Raw genomic sequence first — 19,559 nt, forward strand, 5'->3', positions numbered from 1 at the left:
TGATGAATTCTATAAAGAAGTTTTCCCAATAGTTACCCAGGTAACTTTTCTAGAATTTTATGATATAATTACCTAGGTAACTAATTTGCGAGGAGAAATAATATGTCAGAAATTGATCAGAATATTTTCCACTCCATTCAGCAGCTTTCAAGGCAGCTTACAAAACGGCTGAACGAGGTTTTACAGCCCCATGGCCTGTTCAGTGCACAATGGACCGTTTTATTCACCTTAAAAAAATATGGAATACTTACACAGACAGAGCTCTGTGACTACCTCTCAATTGAAGCTCCGCCAATGACCCGGACGATTCAGAGACTTGTGAAGCAAGGGTATGTTCTTCAAATCCCAGGTTCTGATAAACGGACAAAGCATATAAAGCTTACAGATAAAGCAATAAATGATTATGCGCTATGGGAAAAATCCGTATTAGAAATGGAGAATGACTTACTTAAAGCAATTCCTGATGACATGCAAGATCCTCTCCGGACATACATCCAGCAGTGGCTTCAGCACATAAGAAATTCAGAACGGGGATGATAGTATGAAAGAACAAAAACTATGGACCAAAGATTTTCTCTCTATATCTTTAAGCAGCTTTTTTCTGTTTTTATCGTTTTACTATTTGCTTGTTACTCTGCCAATCTATTCTCTTCATAATTTAAACGGCAAGCCATCACAAGCTGGACTGATCGTGACAATTTTTCTTCTGGCAGCGATTGTCATCCGCCCTTTTGCAGGAAAGTGGATTGAGCTCTACGGAAAGAGGATTGTGCTGATATCCTCTCTTTCTATCTTTGCTTTAGGATCACTTCTCTACTATTTTGCAAATACAATGAACGGGTTGTATCTTCTCCGCTTTTTTCATGGGATTGGATTTGGAATGGCTACAACAGCAGCAGGGGCGATTGTTGCAGATATTATTCCAGAATCCAGGCGCGGGGAAGGAATGGGCTATTATGCGATGTCAATGAACCTTGCAATGGTCATCGGTCCGTTTCTCGGACTTACTGCAATGGAACAATGGGGGACATCAGTGATGTTCAGCATCTGTATCTTCACTGCCTTTTTCTCTCTGTTCTCCGGTCTTATAATCAAGCTGCAAAAGCCTGTAAAAACAAGCAGCAAAGTGGTGCCTTCAACCGATAACAAAGGCTTGAGGGGACTATTTGAACCAACCGCCATTTCAATTGCTCTTGTTGCCGGTTTATTTGCCCTTGTCTACGCTTCTATTCTTTCTTTTGTTTCGGTATATGCGAAAGAAATTGGCTTAATTGAAGCAGCAAGCTACTTCTTTGTGGTATATGCAATCGTCATGCTAATTGCACGGCCCTTCACGGGAAGATGGTTTGATCAATACGGGGCAAATGTCATCATTTATCCGGCGATTGTTTGCTTTGCATCTGGCATGGTGCTTCTAAGCATGGCAGATACATCATTAAGCTTTTTACTGTCGGCAGCTCTTATAGGCTTAGGCTGGGGAACATTGTTTCCAAGCTTTCAAACGATTGCCATTCAATCTGCGGAACCTAAAAGAAGAGGACTTGCCACTGCTACCTTCTTATCCATTTTTGATATCGGTATCGGTATTGGCTCCTTCCTTGTAGGTGTCATCACGACAAAAATTGAATTTAGTTCCCTGTATTTCTTCAGTTCATTTTTCATCTTGGGTGGACTAGCTGTTTATTACGCTCTGCATGGTAACAAAACAAGCCTGAAAAACAAGAATGAAAGCAGTGAACCACTGTTGAAAGCGAATGGCTGATCTTAAAACCTCTAATTAAAATTAAGGGGTTCCGTTTTGGGAGAGAAAATCTGAAAACACAATATTTAGCACCGGGAATAGCAATAGGATTGGTACACTAATTCACACCGCTTTAAGCGGTGTCTTTTTTTGCATACAAAAACTCAGTTCATTGTTGAACTGAGTTAATAAGTTATTCCATTATAGCCCCCGATTGTTGAAGAATTCCTTAAGGATTATTAATAGATACCGTTTCTTCAAACTTCAATCCAAAGTAACTATAACTTATATTCACTTTTTCTATGGGTTCATTATGAACAACACTTATCCCATAACTTTTATCATTTATAGTTGCCTTTCCATTATTCATCTTTTCTAATTTAGTTATTGGAGATGTATCAGACTCAATGTCTATAGCTTCAATATTACTAATTCCATATTCCTCTTCATCAAACGTGTTAGATATAACAAAACCTTTAAGGGGATTGGTGACCTGTATTTTTTGCTTTAATGGTTTATTGTAATTATTTACTAAAACTTCATTAATCTTCAGTTTTCCAAACCCTTTATTCCCTATTGCAACAACGACTGCTTTATTATCCATAGTTGAACCAACTGTACCACTTACCAATGGTGGATTGATTTTGAAAAAAGAAAAAAGTCCAAAGAACACAATTATTATGCTTAGAACAAAAATCAAAATTAATTTTTTCAATTTCCTTAATCCCCCCATATATTTCATAGAAAAATTCATCTCCTTACTCCACAATCCTTCCCAATAAACAAAGAGCGATTACACCGTACTGCAATCGCCCCCTTTAATTAAAAAAAGGATTTAATACAACTTTTCCCCAATACAAAAAGCTCATTGTGAAAAATACAAATGCAAATGTAGTTAAAGATTTTGGTAATCTGCTGTAAAAATATATTAATGCTATTCCAATAAGTATATGAATGAAAGCAAAAAGGATAATACTCACTCGGTCACCTCTTACTTTATTATACATTTTATCCAATTATAAGATAAGACTTATTCCATTAAACTGCCCTTTACTTCAATAAGAAGAAGCGACACTTTGTAATATTACCTTCTAAGGAATGAATAAACATATGTGTCGTGTGCATTCCCATTTTGATACATATAGTCTCTCAATACTCCCTCTTTTTGAAAGCCTGCTTTTGTTAATAATTTATTTGATGCTTCATTTTCAGTAAATACAACTGCACCTATGCGAGTTAAATCTAGTTCTTCGAATGCATATGATATAACTTTTGATAATGCTTCCATAGTGTATCCATTTCTCCAGTGTTCTGGATGTATTTCGTAACCAATTTCAGCTCGTTTATGTTTAGGCAACCAAGCATTAAATCCGATGGTTCCAATTATTCCTTTGGTTTCTTTTCTTTCTATCCCCCAACGTATGCCTCTTTTTTCCGCATAGTTTTTTGAGAAGAAATCCACGAAACTTTCTGCTTGTTCAATACTTTCCAATGTTTCTTGCCCGTAGAAACGTGTGACATCGTTGTTAGAAAAACAAGCAAAAATCCCCGGTGCATCCTCTTTCTTTATTTCTCTTAATATTAGTCTTTCTGTTTCTAAGGTCGGAATCATTTTAACCCTCCTTGTATATAGTTTTATAGGTTTCTTATTCCACAATCCTGCCCAAGTCTTTAATAAAGCAAAGAGGATAATACTCAATTGGGTCACCTCTTACTTTATTATACATTTTATCCAATTATAAGATAATACTTATTCCATTAAACTGCCCGATTGCTTAATACCAATTATTTCAAAATTAGGTGATTAACTCAATCTTTTATTCCATTAAAAAGGACACTTACCTTATTACAGATAAGCGCCCGTTTGTTGAACAAGATTATGTTAATTATTGCAGCCAATTATGTTCTGGCTCTTGTGATTGTATTGCTTTTTGCAGCCAATTTTTATTTTCATCATCAAGATAATCTTGAGACAGCAAGAACAAAATTATTCTTCATTGAAAATAAATGCAGGGTTAATGCCTATAGGATTTTTCATGACAAATAGCTTCTTCTGGATCATCGAAAAAAGGGGAGTCTTGAAAGCAGCAGATACGATGTATGGTCGGATCCCTTTCACAAATTTTGACGAAGTAAAAAACAAATTTCCCATTCGCTCTTGAATTTGGTGAATTTCCTCAATCTCCTCACTTCGAATTTCTTGGACTCTACAGAGAACTTTAGCTGAGACATCACATTTTTGTAGCGCATCCCAAATAACATCAGCCGCCACAACTGCTGTCGTTACTGCTAAAGAAACTCCTATTGCTCCTACAGGAGATGAACAATGAGCAGCATCACCGATCAGCATGCAGCCATTCTTTGCCCACGTTTTAACCATATGATTTTTAGCTTGAAGCGGTACAAATGGTTTAAAGTCAACCAAAGATTCAGCAAATTCATCAAATCCTTTGTTAGCATGCATAATTTCCTGACGAAAATTTTCTATCCCTTGACGCTGTGTTTCTTTCCATTCACCCCGTGGTAAAGCAATGCCTACTTGAAGTAAATTAGGGTATTTCGGCAGTGTTATATAGCTGTATCCCTCTGTGATTTTAAATCGTAATTCTTCTCCCCAATGAGAAGGCCGTTTTACACTGAACCAGATTAGATCACCAGGATAATGTTGATATTCTAATTCAAAACCACCTAAACGACGAATCGTGGAAAACCGTCCATCAGCTCCGACTACTATTTTCGCCTGAATTTCAAGCAGCTCTTTATTTTCCCCATCAACAACCACTCCTGTTACTGTTCCATCCTTCTCGAGCAGTTTTTTTACCGGGGCATGAAACATCATATCAAACGTTGGATATTCCTTTGCTTTTTTGTACAGTGCTTGAAGTAAAATAGGCTGAGGAATCCAGAGAGCATAAGGTGCTTCTGCAATCATGGAAGTAAAATCAAAGTCACCTTTCTTTTTATCATAATGATAAAAAGCACCTTTCTTTAGCTTAGAATGAGGCAATTGTTCGATATACTCGCGTAATTTCAATTGATTAAGCAATTGAATAAAACGAGGCTGAAGCACTTCTCCACGGTATTCACGATCAAAATTATCGTGGCTCTCCAAGACGATTACTTGAACACCAACCTTAGCCAGTAATAAGCCCAGCATCATACCTGCTGGTCCTCCACCAACAACAATGACATCCTTTTGTAATTTTTCATCAATCATTACACATATTTCCTCCCTATATTCAAATGTCAACATGGAATTATATGTAAAAAAATCGATGTAATGCTTGCTTTTGTTATTCAAGAATATGGCCCTTGACTACACGTTTCCAGTCTCTGTGGTCACCATATTTCCGTTTAAGCATTTCATTTCCCCGTTCCTATATTTCATTGCTAATGGCTAAAAGGTATGAACATTTTGTGCTGCAATAGCCCCTGATTTTTGAAGACATTCATTTTTCATTTTCTAATCTGCATCAAACTGGTCCACAAAAAATCTTCCCCGAATTTCGTAGCCGGTTGACTAATTTTAATCTGTACCAAATATCTAACCGTTGTAACTCTGCACTTTCCTGACGATACCCCTAATTGTCAGATTACCTGATCATTGAGATTGTACCCCTTTTGTATTCATTAACAAAGGTTGAATATAAACAAACACGAATAAACGATTCAATAATATGATAGTCCTAAGCCCTGTTTTTTGCCTGACAGCTGATTCATACCGCCGTAGGCCAGGCGAAGCGTTTTTTAGCGGCATTATAGAAAAATATTAGAAAAAGGAGAGCGACGAAATATGAAGCGATTGGTCCTGTCCTATCCGTTGAGCGTGCATACGCCAGTGTATAGAGACAATCCCCCGGTTGAGATCCGGCAACAATTCAGTATACAAAAGGGCGATCTGTTCAATCAATTTTTCATAACGACCATTAATCATAATGGCACGCACATTGACGGTCCGTGGCACTTCAATCCGCAAGGTAAAAAGCTCAGCGAACTGCCCATTGATTATTTTGTCTTTACCCGTATGACGATCCTCGACATTCCCAAAACGGATGATGAACTGATCACAAAAGAAGATCTGGAGTCTTTTGCGAACCAGATCGCTGGCTCAGATCTGTTGCTTGTACGTACAGGATTCGGGAATATCCGCGATTCGGATCCGGTTCGCTACGGCAATCGTAACCCGGGTTTTTCAGCATCTGCAGCTAAGTACTTAATGGTATTTGATTCATTGCGCGCCATAGGCATTGACTTCCCTTCCGCCTCAGCCGCACAAAGGTTGGATGAAGGCATCCTTTTTCATCAAATCATTCTAGGGAAAGGCCGGATGGATGGCCATTTTATATTGATTATTGAGGATATGAATTTAAAACACGACTTTTCCGAAGTGGACATCGTCTATGCTATACCTTTGTTTATCGAAGGCATTGACAGCAGTTTTAGCACAATTTTCGCAGAAAAACGTTAAGCTCCCAAGAGCTTAAACAAAATAAGTTCCACAACACTGGTCGTTAAAGGGAAACACTCTTATTCATCAAAGGTTTTATCCTTAGCGTGGGAAATGTGATAAATGGTTGGTGGTACCCCTTTAAGAACTTTATTTTGCATCTTGTACAATCTGTTAACGGTGCAATGCGGTTTATTTAACGTTGTATATCCGCATTTTCCTGATGCTACCCCCATAAGAACAGCAGAAGCTTTATCTCTCATAACAACCTCACTTTCTTAGACATTTTCTGACCCAACTTTTTGATAAGTAAGGACGATCACATTATGCTGCAATCGCCCCCGATCGTATTATAAGGTCAGCCAAAATGGCCCTATAATGGAATAGAGAAGGACTATATGTTTCTTTTTTTAAAAGCTGTTTATATAATCAACTAACACCATTTGTAATTTAACAACTTCGATTTATTACCTTGTTTCTTAATCAATTCACCTTTCACCTTGTCCTCGCTCTAATAGTTAATAACAACCGTGACTGAACTTAATAATTATCTGTATGGATTATCTGATGTTACCCATAAGAAAATAGTGAAAAAGGGTACTTCACAAAAGTTATACAATTTTTTGGATACATCCTCGATTTTTGCATTTCTAATTGAAATGTTATTTAAAGTGGTATACCCCCCTGATATATAAGGGATTAAAATCACTTTATTACATCATGCCGCCCATAGATTGTGGAGTTTTACATGAGAACATCATACAATCTAACCTTAATTAAAACACACAACGAAACGTTTGTTCCCTACTAGAATATTCACTCAACAATATAAAATAATATCGATATTGGCACCCATTCGGCACTTTTTTTGGTACCCAGGGTGTTTTTCTTCTAATAAACGGAGCTTATTACACAAACGCGCCCTTTTCTTGAATAATTATAATGACTTAGTACACGATCTTTTCACATTACGTATGGTGACCTGAGAATGCAGCTATTCTACTTTGCGGATAATAGGTTCGCTGGTCCTCCCTTATAGAAAAAATTTTTTATGACTGATTTAACACTTACCTTTATGTAAGTACCTGTAATAAAAGTGTGTACTTACATATTTTCAGCTTGGGCTTTACAATAAAAATGAAATCAGCTTAAGGAGGAAGAAACATTGAAAACTCTTGTTATCCTAACACACCCAAGCTTAGAAACATCTGTTGTTAATAAGCGATGGGTAGAAGAATTAAAAAAATATCCAGAAAAATATACTGTGCACGAATTGTATAAGGTTTATCCTGATGAGAACATAGATGTGGAAAAAGAACGAAAATTGGTTGAAAAACACGGAAACCTTGTTTTCCAATTTCCTGTATATTGGTTCAACTGTCCTCCTCTCTTAAAAAAGTGGCTGGATGATGTTTTCCTTTATGGATGGGCTTATGGTTCAAAAGGAGATAAATTAAAGAATCGAAAAGTTGCTTTAGGGATATCTGCCGGGATCAAAAATGTGGATTATAGTGAAGCTGGAAGATACCATTATACACTAGAACAAGTGCTGCGTCCGTTTGAGACGACAGCCATCTATTGTAATGCAGATTATCGTTCGTTCTTTGCGTTTTATGGAGCAGAATTTGAGCCATCTGTAAGTAAAATAGAAAAAAGCACTCAAGATTATTTAAATTTCATTGATAATATGTAATGGGTAACTTTTATAAAAGTTAAAATAAGAAGTACCTCCTAAACAAGAAGGTACTTCCTTTTTACTATGCCTATTTTGTTACATTTTCTAGAGCTTGAAAATTATTTTTCTCTCCCCAATCGCACATCATATCTAACAATGGAATAAGTGAACAACCACGTTCAGATAATGAATATTCAACTTTTGGAGGTATTTGGGGAAATTCTTTGCGTATAATTAGACCATCTTCCTCAAGCTGTTTTAACATAACACTTAGTGTTTTAAAGGAAATAGTCCAATACATCGCTTCAGCTCATTGAATCTCATAACCTTATTTTCAGACAACCAATACAAAATAATCATTTTATATTTACCACCTATTAAGGATAACGTATATCCAAAACCAGTGTTTTTTAGTTCTACGCCAGTCGGAACACAGGTTTCACTCACAATCCCCACTCTCCTTCTGATAAGAATATCCTATCAATATGAATACTTTATAGTAAATTACTATGCAATCTTATCACAAGAATGTAAAGTAAGATCGCTATAAAATTTTGTTATATCTTTAATTCGAATTAAAGATATAACAAAACACCCCTGTTAAAAAACTTCTTTTTTATTCAACAATCTGGCCCTTTTCATGAAGAAAGACGCTTTCCATTTCAGAAAAGCGCCCGATAGTTGAAAATTTAATATGAAATTACTTTTTGAATCTGATCATTATATTTACCTTACTTAATCCTCCGTGGTAACGAACCACAGATTCAATGTCGAGATCTAAGTACTTTTTCAGGGATTTAAATGCTGTATCCATATCTAGTGTGACCGCCGGATGGGCACTATAGCTGAATTATGTAATAGCCGGTCTAAAAAGTGGGCGAAAGAAAAAGCCACACAGCTTAAAGAGGCTGCGATCCGAAATCCGTTTCAGAAAGCCCTTTACCACAGCCATATTCTAAGCCTGCATATGTACATTGATCTGCTTCTTCAGTACAAAGAGCATCTATCTAAGTTGGCAGCTGAAATAGATGCTCTCGCTAAAGAAGTAGAGGAATATGAAATCATTCAATCAATTCCCGGCATTGGAGAAAAAGCGCTGCAACGATTATCTCCGAAATTGGGGAAATTGAACGATTCAGTGCTCCCCAAAAACTTGTGGCGTTCGCTGGAGTGGACCCAAGTGTCTTTGAATCTGGCAAATTCAGAGCCATTATGAACCGCATAACCAAAAGAGGATCCAGCAGACTTCGCCAGGCTTTGTTTATGCTATTCACCTTTTAAAAACATAAAAACCCTGACTACTTTTTAAAATCCTAAAGCCGTTCACGTAACTGCACAATAACCAATATTTTTATCATTCCTCTTCTAATGCCCTTTTCAAAAGAGCAAAATGAATCTTAATCGGTTTTCGGTTCCCTACCTTACGAACAATGCCTTCTTTAGTCAAATCATTTAGTAGTGATGTCACTGTTTCACGAATACTGCCTATCATCATTGCTATTTCATGATGTGTTATTGGAATTTCGAGTTGAATCCAATCTACCTCCTTCGGATTGCTACTAGGCAATTCTCCCCCAAACTTTACTGCTAGTTTATGCAATAAATATAATAGGCGCTTTCGCACACTACTGTATGCCATATATTCCAATAGCTCCTCTACTTCCTTTAAACGGTTTGATACCATTTCGATAAACTTCAAGGAAACACTAGGCCGATCATGTATTATTTTTTCAAATTGATTTTTATCTATCGTGCAAATAATGGAATCTTCCCATGTTTCCGCGTACATATTTTCTGATCCTGTTGTAAATGAACCAATCTCTCCAAATACATGACCAGTTCCTAATATATCAATCGTAAACTCTTTCCCACCTTCAGATAATTTATATAAACGAACATTACCAGATTTGATTAAATACAAGATCTTTTGATCCATGTGTGGAGAAGTAATAATTGTTCCTTTTTTTATGACTTTCATGGGAGTGACAGGTTCAATTTTTTTTAATTCTTCTATTTCCAACTCACTAAACAGCTGTATTCTCGATAAATATTTAATCTTATCCATGAAGTTCTCCTATCATTGTAGTCTAAACTACATTTTTGGGGGAATAGAAAGCTTATCATTCTATGTAATGCAACACATCTATTATACTAAAGGGGGAAACAACGTGGATTCAGTAATCGTAACCATTCAAATTATTTTAATCTGTATCTTTGCAATGTCAATTTCTATGAAATTGTTACGTACTAAATCAATGGTTCACCATTGGAATGAATATCGTTATCCAATGTGGTTCATGAATGTAACTACCTTGTTAGAGCTAGTCGGTGTGATTGGATTGGTTATTGCATTTTGGATTCCGGAATTCTTAAAATTTTCAGGAGTCCTATTTACCTTTCTAATGCTTGGTGCAATACACGCTCACTTCGTCAGAGCCAAGCATAAACCGATAATGGCACTTAACGCTTTAGCTATGCTTATTCTGTCTATTGTGATCATCTTGTTTTAAGTAAAACAGTTTCAAGTTAATTCGAATAAAATCCCAATCTCTCAGTGATATAAATGAGAAATTGGGCTTTTTCGTTACTCCATAAAAGCGCCCGATTGCGGAAGATCCAAGCTGTTGAAGCTGGCTCACACTTATTGAATTCTAGCACCCTTTAGTTTAAGTGTAATAATTCACAATCTCTATATTCAACATAGGTATTTCATAATAATTTCCAACTTAACTCACTTAATTTTCGGTTTCAACTTGGTTATTTAGGTAATCTCGTATTATCCACCTTAAAATCAAGGTAATGAAAATAGTATATCCTATGAGCTTTGGATATGTTATAGAAATAATCGAGTTTTGAATCAGAATCGCACCAATAAATAATATAAAGATTGTAATTAAATACATGATATTCCCAGCAAATAATGTGTGATATCGAGTACGTTGGTCATGTTGTAGATTAATTTTATTCCATTTACCTTTTCTATGTATATTCAAACCATAAGCAATGACTTGAATAGATGAAAAAATGGCAATAATTAGGGTTAACTTAGAATGTGATAAGAAGAAATAGCTTGCAAATAAAAACAGGGGGATTCCCATTCTTAAAATAAAATTAGCCTTATACGAAACATTCATTTTACACATCTCCTTCAATCCAAAATAATTTATCAAGCGAACAATCTAACACAGTCGCTAATTTAATTGCTGTTCCAATAGATGGTTCATAACGTTGTTTTTCAATAGCTATAATAGTTTGTCTCGTCACCGAGATACTTTCGGCTAATTGGTCTTGTGTAATACCTTTTTCTTTTCTAAACTCTTTGACTGAATTTCTAACACCATGCTTCATTGTTTACACCCTTCCCAAAATGTAACGTATACATTACATAAATTAATATTATCCTGAAAGAAATGTAATGTCAACATTACATTTTATTTTTTTACATTTTTTTGTTAGGGTTATAAACTTTCAAAAGGAATACCATATTTAAGCACAAAAAATTCGACTTCTTATAAAAAGAAATCGAATTTTTGTTACACTATCCTGCTCTTTTAGTTTAAGTACATTTCTTCACAATCTCTTCTTTAATATCCATTTATTTTGATAATGAGTTATTCAACAATCTGGCCCGATTGTTGAACATGGTTAGCCCCTGATGGAGAAACATTATTTATGTCTGTCCAACATCCTGGTGAAGAAAGTAAAGATGTTAATAACCCAACCAGCAGGTGGCCATTTGGAGATATACCTAGACCATCTGTGGTAGCAATTTCAAGAGTAAAGTAATCAGTTACCAAATAAACACCTACATTACTCAAACATAATAATGCTTAAAAATAGAAAAAAGTTATCCCAGTTTAATACCCATTGAGAATAGCTATCCTTTTCCTATAACCTGGAAAGGATGGCTTTTTCTCATTTATCAAAGAAAAACATGAGATATAGTACTTGCAATATTTATACTTTGCTTGATAGCAATGCATACGGACGGTACGTATTAATCTCCATCATTCTAACGATCTACGAACCTATAGTATTTTTTGCATTTTCCTACACCTTATTATAATTATAAAATTCTCCATCTATACGTTTCGGTATTTCGTAACGCTCCCCTTTGTGTACTCGTTATATAGACGTTTATGAGTGCTTAATCTTTCCATTATCCTGCCCCATTTTTCTCTGCAATTATTTAACTCAAAAGACAAAGGAAATTGCAAGCTGCCAACTCGGTATTTCCTTATCTTTATTCTTCTAAGGTTCTTGGTTATCTTTACCTTGCCTATTTACAAGATATTTACCTCAACTTCACAATAGGTAAATAGAAAAATGCTACCCTAATTATTGTTACTGAAATGGTTACTATACTTCGGTAATACCTAAAAACATTTGTTTATACATCAATGAGGAGGACATCAATGAAAAACTTAAAAAAGAAACTAGGTTTAGCTTTAGCTGTCACTGTGTCTACAGTAACTTTTGCAACAGCTTATGCAACAACGTCAGTACCAACAGCTGCGACAACATCGGAAAGTATTAATGTAAGCTCTATAAGAAATGATGAGCCTACATCTGATAGAATCAATGAATATAAAAAAATCGCCATGTATTATTACTGGAATGGTGGAGACATTCAACAAGCAGAAAAAGAGATTTTTAAGGGAATCACTCTTAAAGGAAAATATGATGTGGTTGAAAATGCATTTAAAGAAGCCACACTATTAGATCCTTACAATCTTGATCTGAAATTTTCACTTGCATCAACACAAATCATCCAAAAAAAAACTTCAGAAGCTTTACAAACATATAAACAGATATTAAATTTGGAGCCAAATAATTTTAATGCAAATCTACTTTACGGCGCTTACTCTAAAGCAAATGGAGACGATTCTTCATATAAAAGCTCCATTTCAAATTTAAGGCAGATAGATTCTAGAAAAGCAAATGAATATCTCCAAAAATTAGAAACAACAGATGGTATTATAAACGAAAAACTAAACACGGCAGTTCCAGCTAATTTACCACAAGAAGATCATGCAATTGTTATACTTGGTTACGCTCTTGCCGATGATGGTTCAATGCGACAGCCTCTTCTTGAACGTTTAAAAGCAGGACTTGCTATTGCGAAACAATATCCAAATTCAAAGATCGTTGTAACTGGTGGAGTTCCTAAACAAGGAGTTACCGAAGCTGATGCAATGAGTAACTGGTTGATCTCTCAAGGAATTGAAAAAGATAGAATTATTCTCGAAAACAAGTCAACAGATACTGTTGAAAATGCTCTTTTCTCAACCGCTTTGCTTGAAAAAGAGGGATTAAAAGATGTGACGCTTGTGACAAGTGCAAGCCACATGAGAAGAGCGTTAACGGCATTTAAAGAAGCCACCGATTTTTATGATAAAATGAATGGACAAAACAATGACCGAAACTTCACAAATGTTGTCTATTTGGATTATCCATCCATAGAGGAAGCACACAAAGTATCGAACGATGAAATTTTGGTTATCTACCGTGATTTACTTAGAACTTCTGGAATCTGGCAATATCCTGGACTTCAAAGATAAATTGAAATCATAAATATAGTCGTATACCACATTTAATTTTTTATAGATATACTGGTTCTTAGAGGAACCTGATCCCAGCCCCCCCCTTGACGCACAAGGGGGGGGCATTTCTCCATTAAATTGCTCGTTCAGTAAACAAATAGGCGCCGTCGCATACAATCTGAAATAACATTCCTTTTCTCCAATCGTCATTTCCCCCGATTGCCTCTGAGCCAACATCATCCAGGACTAGAAGACCTATTCTTTTAATATCTCTAAAAATATCTTCTTCAGATTTAGCAGCTCCTTTTCTGTAGGTTGTCTTAAACATTGATAGCAACTGACCTGTAGTTAAAAAACCTACGGAAATTCCTTTTTCTTTTACTTCTTTTATAGTCCCAGCACATAAATAACTTTTTCCTGTTCCAGGGTTTCCAATAATTAGCAAGTTGTAAAGTTCACCTGCTAAAAACATTTTTGTATATGTCATTGCGGCTTCTTTTGCCTTCGAAGTAACATCGTTAGTTTTCTCGAAATTCTTAAACCCCCAGCCATTAAATCTTCCGGAAGGAGGAAAAACTCGTTCATAAGCCTTTCACCAATTAATGTTCTTAATTCTTCTAAGCTTTTACTTTGATAAACCTTGAAAGCTTCATTATCCCTACAAACTGAGCATTTCATCGTTTTGCTAACTGTATACCAATCATCCTGATTTAACATTCGATAAAATAGACTTACCTATGAGTTCGTGGCTCAAGGGTGGTCTATTCCCGAATTTTGAATATTAATATTCAAAACTAACGGGATTGGCTAATGAATCAGAGATAGACTGTCCCTAGTTGTCAGGCTGAAGGGCTGTCTATTTATGTTTTCGAGAGTTGCCAAGCAACTCCTTAGATAAGTACCAAATCCCTCGTACAATATACAATTTTACCGCTACGTACTTTTCTTGAAGTAGTGGTGGTACAATTTTAAAAATTGTACCAGGCAGTCTTGCGCGAGACTGCGTTTCCGTTTACATAATATTATCGGAAGTGAAATGAGCTTACACATCCAAGCTGTTGATGATAGCTAATACTTGATGATCTGTCCATTTGCCATTAATCTTTAGATTTTCTTTAGCTATACCTTCTTTTTTAAACCCTACTTTTTCTAATACACGAATAGATGCTATATTGTCAGGCATAGCTCCTGCTTCAATTCTATGTAGTTTTAATTCTCTAAAAGCAAAGTCTACAATAAGTTGAAGAGCTTCTGTTGTATAGCCCTTTGCATTATACTCCTTATCTAAAGTAAATCCCGTATAACAGCTTTGGAGGTCTCCCCTAGCAATTTGAGTTAATGAAATGTCTCCGATAAGTTTATCAGTTGCTTTTAAAAAGATTCCAAAAGCATATAATTGCCCTTCATCTGTCTTTTTTAATGCCTGTTCAATGCGTATTTTTTGATGTTCTTCTGTATAAAAGGCTTCTGGGAGTAATGGGCTAACTCGTTGAAAAAATTCGCGATTTCTAGTATGTAAGTTAGCTAACTCACCGGCGTCAGAAGTTTTGTAAAGTCGAAGATAAATTTGTTGCCCTACTAGCTTCATAAAACCCCTCCAGTATCTTTAATATCTTTTTACTACCATTATATTCTAATTAGGCAAAAGTATGATGTATATCCTATTCAAGGGGTCCTACCAACAAAACGCGGAAAACATACGCTAAGAGAAATTCAGGATAAAAAAAAGCCGATTTTTCTTACGCTAAGGAAGTAACATCAGGAAAATACGGATTAACAATGGTAAGGATATCCAAATATAAAAAAGCCTAATTTCTCGCTTTTAGCACCGAGAAATTAGGCTTTAGTTACTTCATTAAAGCGCTATCTATCCTTGGAATTTAATACACAAAAAGGTTCTAGAACCAAAGCCTTTTTTGTTTAATTTACCTTTTAAATCCACCTTCTAAATGAATAATCTGACCTGTAATCCAATGCTTCATCGCTCATTAGAAATTTAATAGTTTTTGCAACATCTCTCGGTTTTCCTATTCTACCGAAAGGAAACATCGGTGTTAATTCATTTTTTATTTCCTCTGTCATCCACCCTGTAACAGTTGGACCTGGATTTAATGCATTAACCGTTATTTTGAGAAGGAGTTAACTTTTTCTTGCTTAATAGCTAACTGTTTTTAAAAGTAAGTTGGGGCTTTTGAAACAGAAAGGTATATTTTTAACTACTATGACAAATTTTTTCCGTTTTTCCTTTTTGCCTACTTGCTAAATTCAGCAAGTAAAATATTTTTAAAAGGATTAGGACTGTTATCTCTACCCAAACTGTTCAAACTGACGACCAACGTATGCTTGCCTCCAAGTGTACCTCCAGCAATAGTAGAAAACCCTAGAATGCCACCTGTGTGTCCCCATATCGAGACACCGTTTGAAAGCTTAGTTTCAAAGATTCCAAGACCATATCCATCAATTCCTGCTCTTCCTGTAGGAACTGTAGTAAGCATTTGTTTTAGTTGCTGTTCCTTCAGTAATTTGCCACCGAGCAAGGAAGAGAAGAATTTATTTAAGTCGTCAGCAGTAGAAATCATATCTCCAGCCGAGCTACCTGCACTTGGGTTATAATAAGTAACGTCTTTTATCTCACTTGCTTCGTCTGGTTGGGAATACCCCCGAGCATGCTCGGTGCCTGGAATAACGCTTGAATTGCCAGGTAGGAATGTATCCGACAATTCAAGCGGTTCAATAATCCGATTTTCAATCTCTTCCGCGTAGCTGTTTCCGGTTACTTTTTCAATAAGAATACCCAGTAATACGTATCCTGTGTTTGAATAAGACCAGCCCTTTCCTGGGACAAAGTCTGGGGGCAGAGAAATCCCCATCTTCACTAGTTCTTCAGCCGAATACGATTTTTTTGTATCCATAAAATCAGCGTCTTTTGACCTTGAGTATTCAGCGATACCACTTGTATGGTTCAATATCTGCCGGATGGTAATCTGTTTACCATTATATCCGTTTCCTTGAATGACACCAGGCAACCACTTTTCGATGGAGTCGTCTAGATTCAAGCGGTTCTCTCCAGCTAATTGAAGTACAACCGTTGCGGTGAACGTCTTCGTCACGCTGCCAATGCGAAAGCGAAAATCTGTTTTCATTGGTTTCTTGGTGCTCAGATTCGCTACCCCAGCGGCATAACCCCACGTTTTTCCATCCTCAGAAGTTTTAGCAAGTATCCCTGGGAATCCAAGTTGCAATGTATCCCGCATTGCTTGCTTGACGGAATTATGATCTCGTTGAGTGCTTGTTTGTAACGAACTAGATACATTTTGAGTGGGCTCTACTTTTACAATTGAGGTTGGCGATGTGTATAGCAGGGAAATTCCAGTTATTAATAGGGCCAGACTTGCAAATGTAATTTGACTACGTATTTTCATAAGGCATTCCTCTCCTCTATTAATATTAGGTGGTTGCTTGTTGTTCCATATTAATCACACAGCTATACTTTGCATAAAATGACTATCCTCGTCTTGATACTCATCATTCTCATATTGTTTTTCAATGTTTATAAGGAATTGTTCCATTTCTTCTACATATGATTTAAAGTTATTTTATTTTACCATAAAAACCCAATAATTAGATTTAAATATCATTTTTCTATTCTCATGGTTTACTATTTATTGCACAGTTCGAATATGACCTATCCTGTCCCGTTACTTTAAGTACATTACTTCATAATCTTATTTATAAAAATAATATTCAATCCTTATTCCATTAAATGGCCCGATTGTGGAATATCAACTAATAAAGCAGATGTCCTTTCATTAAAGTTACACAGTCTCCAATTAACTCAACTTTTTCTCCTATTATCTTTAAATATAAACAAGTCAGTATCACAAATATTTAACATAATGGTTCTTTTCACTCGTCAATCGGTAGTCCGTTTCCCCTAATTTCATAATGTAAACGCCATCTGGAAAATAATGTTTTGTTGTTATTTGTTTTTTAGTATTTATTTTATATGAATACTAAAAAATTAGAAAAGGGAGATTTATAAAACATGCGGAAGAAATTCGTATATCCATTTTTAGCTGTTTCTTTAAGCTTTTCATTAGGAGCTTGCTCGGAGAAAACTATAGAAATACCTAATACAGATGAAAGTGAAGGAAAAGAGGCTCAAAGTACACAGACTGCTCATTGGTCCTATGAAGGGGAAACAGGACCTGAACACTGGGGAGAATTGGACCAAGCGAACTCAACATGTGTCAACGGAAGTGAACAATCTCCAATTAATATTGAATTTTCACAGGTAATAACCGATAAAAAAATAGAAAACATTCAGATTCAATATGAGCCTACACCTTTTACACTTGTAAACAACGGTCATACCGTGCAGGCTAATGCCACAACAGAAAGCAACAGTATTTTAGTTGAAGGAAATAAGTACAATCTCGCTCAATTTCATTTCCATACTCCGAGTGAACATCAATTTAATGGCCAAAATTATGATATGGAGCTACACCTTGTACATAAAGACGCGAATGGAAAGATTACCGTCCTTGGAGTGATGATACAAGAGGGTAAAAAAAATGAAAAACTTGCATCTATTTGGGATGTATTACCGAAGGAAGAAACAGGAGAAGATATTTCCGTAAAAGAACCGGTCGATTTACAGGGTATACTCCCTCAAGAACAAACGTCTTTTCATTATAATGGATCGTTAACAACTCCTCCTTGTACAGAAGAAGTGAAATGGATCATATTTGAGCAGCCGATTGAAATGTCGAAAGAACAAATTCAGGCATTCCAGCAAATCTTCCCTGACAACCATCGTCATGTTCAATCTTTAAATGATCGTGAATTATATGAAACTAAATAAAGAATGATTTCCATGTAGTGATGATCACTTAAAGAAAAGTTGAGCCGTCATTTTTCTGTTTTCCGAAGAAAAATAACTTCACAAAAACTCATATTTTACGGTAAATAAGAAGAATCCATTTTTAAAAAAAAGATTGATCAAAATGGATTCTTATCTAGGGTTAGTGTATTCTCCTTTGGTCACTTTTCCATTCTTGCGCCTGATTGCGGAAGATCGTTTTACTGTATGTTGGCTGTACTTTTATTCCTGAAAAGCCCCCGATTGTGGAACAATAGTATTTCATCCTTATCACTCTCCGTGGGCGTTATTACCATTCCTTATTCCTAAAGAGAAAGATAACATCTGGGTATTTTTCATTCTCACGTTTACTTTAACTACTTGTTCTTGAATGTCTTTAGGTAAGGCAAAGCTATTCTTTTTAGCCGTTATTTTTTTCGTTTTTTCTTCTTTGAGATAATAAACCTCGATCTCATATGTTTGGTCATTATCTTTTAAATTGATATGTACATTTGCTTTATCATCCACTTGAAACTCAACAATCCCAACATCATCAGTAGGCAAGAAATAGGGTTCAGTATCTCCGGTGCATCCCTCGCTGCCACCACTGTCCCAACAGGAGCTAGGAATAAGTGTTGCAGTTTTTTTGTTTACCGTAAGTTCAACCGATGGAGTGCCAGCCTGTTGTATTTTAGCATTTTCTATATGCCCTATAATTCCCGGAATCAATAAGAGTATATAAATGATAAGTGGAACAAAACATACTAACACTTTCTTGTAAGGTTGATTTACCTCGTAAATGATAAGTGTGTCTACAACGAAGAAAATTGATGCAACTAATACAGTAAGGCCAATGAAGCCAGGTGCATCAGCAAATAGCATTAAGCTAATAATCAAAGCTGGAATGGTGTGAATGAAGAAGTTTGTTAGAATTTTATATCTGCTTAATTTTTTAATTAGATAACCTGCTAGCACGTTAACTGATACTCCAAAAAAAACCATATAAGGAGTCGCAAAAATACTAAAAATCATTGCTGCACTTAAATAATCACTGAAATTCATTCCTAGATTTTCTATACCTAGTGCAAATGGTAAGATCAGTATTGAAATCAAGATTGATAACAAAGATACAAAGAATTTCTTATTAAAATACGAATTTCTCTCCAAATAATGTGCCTCCAAAGGTGATATTTTCTTCTCTCATATAAAACCACATTCTCCTAAATTATATAAGGTCATCACCTTTTGGTAAATGATTCCTTCAATTTGGGGATTTCTTCTTTTGAGCATCG

18 protein-coding genes and 4 pseudogenes are annotated in these 19,559 nt (G+C 35.7%); 8 read left to right on the forward strand and 14 right to left on the reverse strand.

From position 1 onward, the window contains the following. The first annotated feature begins 102 nt into the window (after window positions 1–102). Both QLQ22_RS22420 and QLQ22_RS22425 read left to right on the forward strand, forming a co-directional pair. Window positions 103–537 (forward strand): MarR family winged helix-turn-helix transcriptional regulator, encoded by a 435-nt coding sequence (locus QLQ22_RS22420; protein WP_223438152.1) that lies wholly within the window; start codon window positions 103–105, stop codon window positions 535–537. Between the two features lie 4 nt (window positions 538–541). After that, entirely contained in the window at window positions 542–1,762 is a 1,221-nt protein-coding gene (locus tag QLQ22_RS22425) for an MFS transporter (RefSeq protein WP_284015594.1), read from the forward strand. Between the two features lie 208 nt (window positions 1,763–1,970). Here QLQ22_RS22425 and QLQ22_RS22430 read toward each other — a convergent pair whose 3' ends face one another. The 3 genes from QLQ22_RS22430 to QLQ22_RS22440 all read right to left on the reverse strand — a co-directional run bounded on the left by QLQ22_RS22430 (window position 1,971) and on the right by QLQ22_RS22440 (window position 4,958). Then, the gene (locus QLQ22_RS22430) at window positions 1,971–2,456 is read right to left on the reverse strand and encodes a hypothetical protein (RefSeq protein ID WP_284015595.1); all 486 of its coding nucleotides are present in this window, start codon (window positions 2,454–2,456) and stop codon (window positions 1,971–1,973) included. Between the two features lie 369 nt (window positions 2,457–2,825). Then, window positions 2,826–3,353 carry a GNAT family N-acetyltransferase gene (locus QLQ22_RS22435; protein WP_223438155.1) on the reverse strand — a complete coding sequence of 176 codons (528 nt, stop codon included), beginning with the start codon at window positions 3,351–3,353 and terminating at the stop codon, window positions 2,826–2,828. 375 nt (window positions 3,354–3,728) lie between these two features. Then, on the reverse strand, window positions 3,729–4,958 hold the full coding sequence (locus tag QLQ22_RS22440) for an FAD-dependent monooxygenase (RefSeq protein ID WP_284015596.1): 1,230 nt from the start codon (window positions 4,956–4,958) through the stop codon (window positions 3,729–3,731). A 576-nt stretch (window positions 4,959–5,534) separates the two neighbouring features. Here QLQ22_RS22440 and QLQ22_RS22445 point away from each other — a divergent pair. Further along, window positions 5,535–6,209 (forward strand): cyclase family protein, encoded by a 675-nt coding sequence (locus QLQ22_RS22445; protein ID WP_223438157.1) that lies wholly within the window; start codon window positions 5,535–5,537, stop codon window positions 6,207–6,209. A 59-nt stretch (window positions 6,210–6,268) separates the two neighbouring features. Here the strand turns inward: QLQ22_RS22445 and QLQ22_RS22450 are convergent, their stop codons facing one another. Continuing rightward, the gene (locus tag QLQ22_RS22450) at window positions 6,269–6,451 is read right to left on the reverse strand and encodes a hypothetical protein (protein ID WP_284015597.1); all 183 of its coding nucleotides are present in this window, start codon (window positions 6,449–6,451) and stop codon (window positions 6,269–6,271) included. A gap of 902 nt (window positions 6,452–7,353) precedes the next feature. Between QLQ22_RS22450 and QLQ22_RS22455 the strand changes: the two genes are divergently transcribed. Further along, window positions 7,354–7,881, forward strand: a complete 528-nt coding sequence (locus QLQ22_RS22455) for an NAD(P)H-dependent oxidoreductase (protein ID WP_284015598.1) — start codon at window positions 7,354–7,356, stop codon at window positions 7,879–7,881. A 70-nt stretch (window positions 7,882–7,951) separates the two neighbouring features. Here the strand turns inward: QLQ22_RS22455 and QLQ22_RS22460 are convergent. Both QLQ22_RS22460 and QLQ22_RS22465 read right to left on the reverse strand, forming a co-directional pair. Further along, window positions 7,952–8,310 (reverse strand): annotated as a pseudogene (locus QLQ22_RS22460) (winged helix-turn-helix transcriptional regulator). Between the two features lie 253 nt (window positions 8,311–8,563). After that, window positions 8,564–8,698, reverse strand: a pseudogene (locus QLQ22_RS22465) (MBL fold metallo-hydrolase); the annotation flags it as partial. Window positions 8,699–8,704: 6 nt separating this feature from the next. Between QLQ22_RS22465 and QLQ22_RS22470 the strand changes: the two are divergent. Then, window positions 8,705–9,129, forward strand: a pseudogene (locus tag QLQ22_RS22470) (transposase); the annotation flags it as partial. Window positions 9,130–9,217: 88 nt separating this feature from the next. Here QLQ22_RS22470 and QLQ22_RS22475 read toward each other — a convergent pair. Then, window positions 9,218–9,928 (reverse strand): Crp/Fnr family transcriptional regulator, encoded by a 711-nt coding sequence (locus QLQ22_RS22475; RefSeq protein ID WP_284015599.1) that lies wholly within the window; start codon window positions 9,926–9,928, stop codon window positions 9,218–9,220. Between the two features lie 103 nt (window positions 9,929–10,031). Here QLQ22_RS22475 and QLQ22_RS22480 point away from each other — a divergent pair, with 103 nt between their 5' ends. Next, entirely contained in the window at window positions 10,032–10,373 is a 342-nt protein-coding gene (locus QLQ22_RS22480) for a DoxX family protein (protein ID WP_284015600.1), read from the forward strand. Window positions 10,374–10,598: 225 nt separating this feature from the next. Here QLQ22_RS22480 and QLQ22_RS22485 read toward each other — a convergent pair whose 3' ends face one another. Then, window positions 10,599–10,997, reverse strand: a complete 399-nt coding sequence (locus QLQ22_RS22485; RefSeq protein ID WP_252207445.1) for a hypothetical protein — start codon at window positions 10,995–10,997, stop codon at window positions 10,599–10,601. 1 nt (window position 10,998) lies between these two features. Then, window positions 10,999–11,211: a helix-turn-helix transcriptional regulator gene (locus QLQ22_RS22490; protein WP_082904342.1), complete on the reverse strand. Its 213-nt coding sequence runs from the start codon at window positions 11,209–11,211 to the stop codon at window positions 10,999–11,001. Window positions 11,212–12,278: 1,067 nt separating this feature from the next. Here QLQ22_RS22490 and QLQ22_RS22495 point away from each other — a divergent pair. Then, complete coding sequence (locus QLQ22_RS22495; RefSeq protein ID WP_252207449.1) at window positions 12,279–13,424, forward strand: ElyC/SanA/YdcF family protein; 1,146 nt, start codon at window positions 12,279–12,281, stop codon at window positions 13,422–13,424. 115 nt (window positions 13,425–13,539) lie between these two features. On the opposite strand, the gene QLQ22_RS22500 is transcribed toward QLQ22_RS22495, so the two are convergent. From QLQ22_RS22500 to QLQ22_RS22515, 4 genes and pseudogenes are all read right to left on the reverse strand, one after another. Further along, window positions 13,540–13,893 (reverse strand): ATP-binding protein, encoded by a 354-nt coding sequence (locus QLQ22_RS22500; RefSeq protein WP_284015601.1) that lies wholly within the window; start codon window positions 13,891–13,893, stop codon window positions 13,540–13,542. Between the two features lie 555 nt (window positions 13,894–14,448). Next, window positions 14,449–14,994 (reverse strand): GNAT family N-acetyltransferase, encoded by a 546-nt coding sequence (locus QLQ22_RS22505; RefSeq protein WP_284015602.1) that lies wholly within the window; start codon window positions 14,992–14,994, stop codon window positions 14,449–14,451. Between the two features lie 337 nt (window positions 14,995–15,331). Then, window positions 15,332–15,539 (reverse strand): annotated as a pseudogene (locus QLQ22_RS22510) (SDR family oxidoreductase); the annotation flags it as partial. A 119-nt stretch (window positions 15,540–15,658) separates the two neighbouring features. Then, window positions 15,659–16,828 carry a serine hydrolase domain-containing protein gene (locus QLQ22_RS22515; protein WP_284015603.1) on the reverse strand — a complete coding sequence of 390 codons (1,170 nt, stop codon included), beginning with the start codon at window positions 16,826–16,828 and terminating at the stop codon, window positions 15,659–15,661. A gap of 623 nt (window positions 16,829–17,451) precedes the next feature. Here QLQ22_RS22515 and QLQ22_RS22520 point away from each other — a divergent pair. Next, window positions 17,452–18,270 (forward strand): carbonic anhydrase, encoded by an 819-nt coding sequence (locus QLQ22_RS22520; RefSeq protein ID WP_252207457.1) that lies wholly within the window; start codon window positions 17,452–17,454, stop codon window positions 18,268–18,270. A 288-nt stretch (window positions 18,271–18,558) separates the two neighbouring features. Here QLQ22_RS22520 and QLQ22_RS22525 read toward each other — a convergent pair whose 3' ends face one another. Next, entirely contained in the window at window positions 18,559–19,434 is an 876-nt protein-coding gene (locus tag QLQ22_RS22525) for a hypothetical protein (RefSeq protein ID WP_252207459.1), read from the reverse strand. Between the last annotated feature and the right edge of the window lie 125 nt (window positions 19,435–19,559).

The sequence above is a fragment of the Metabacillus hrfriensis genome (assembly GCF_030127205.1).
GTDB lineage: Bacteria > Bacillota > Bacilli > Bacillales > Bacillaceae > Bacillus_P > Bacillus_P dongyingensis.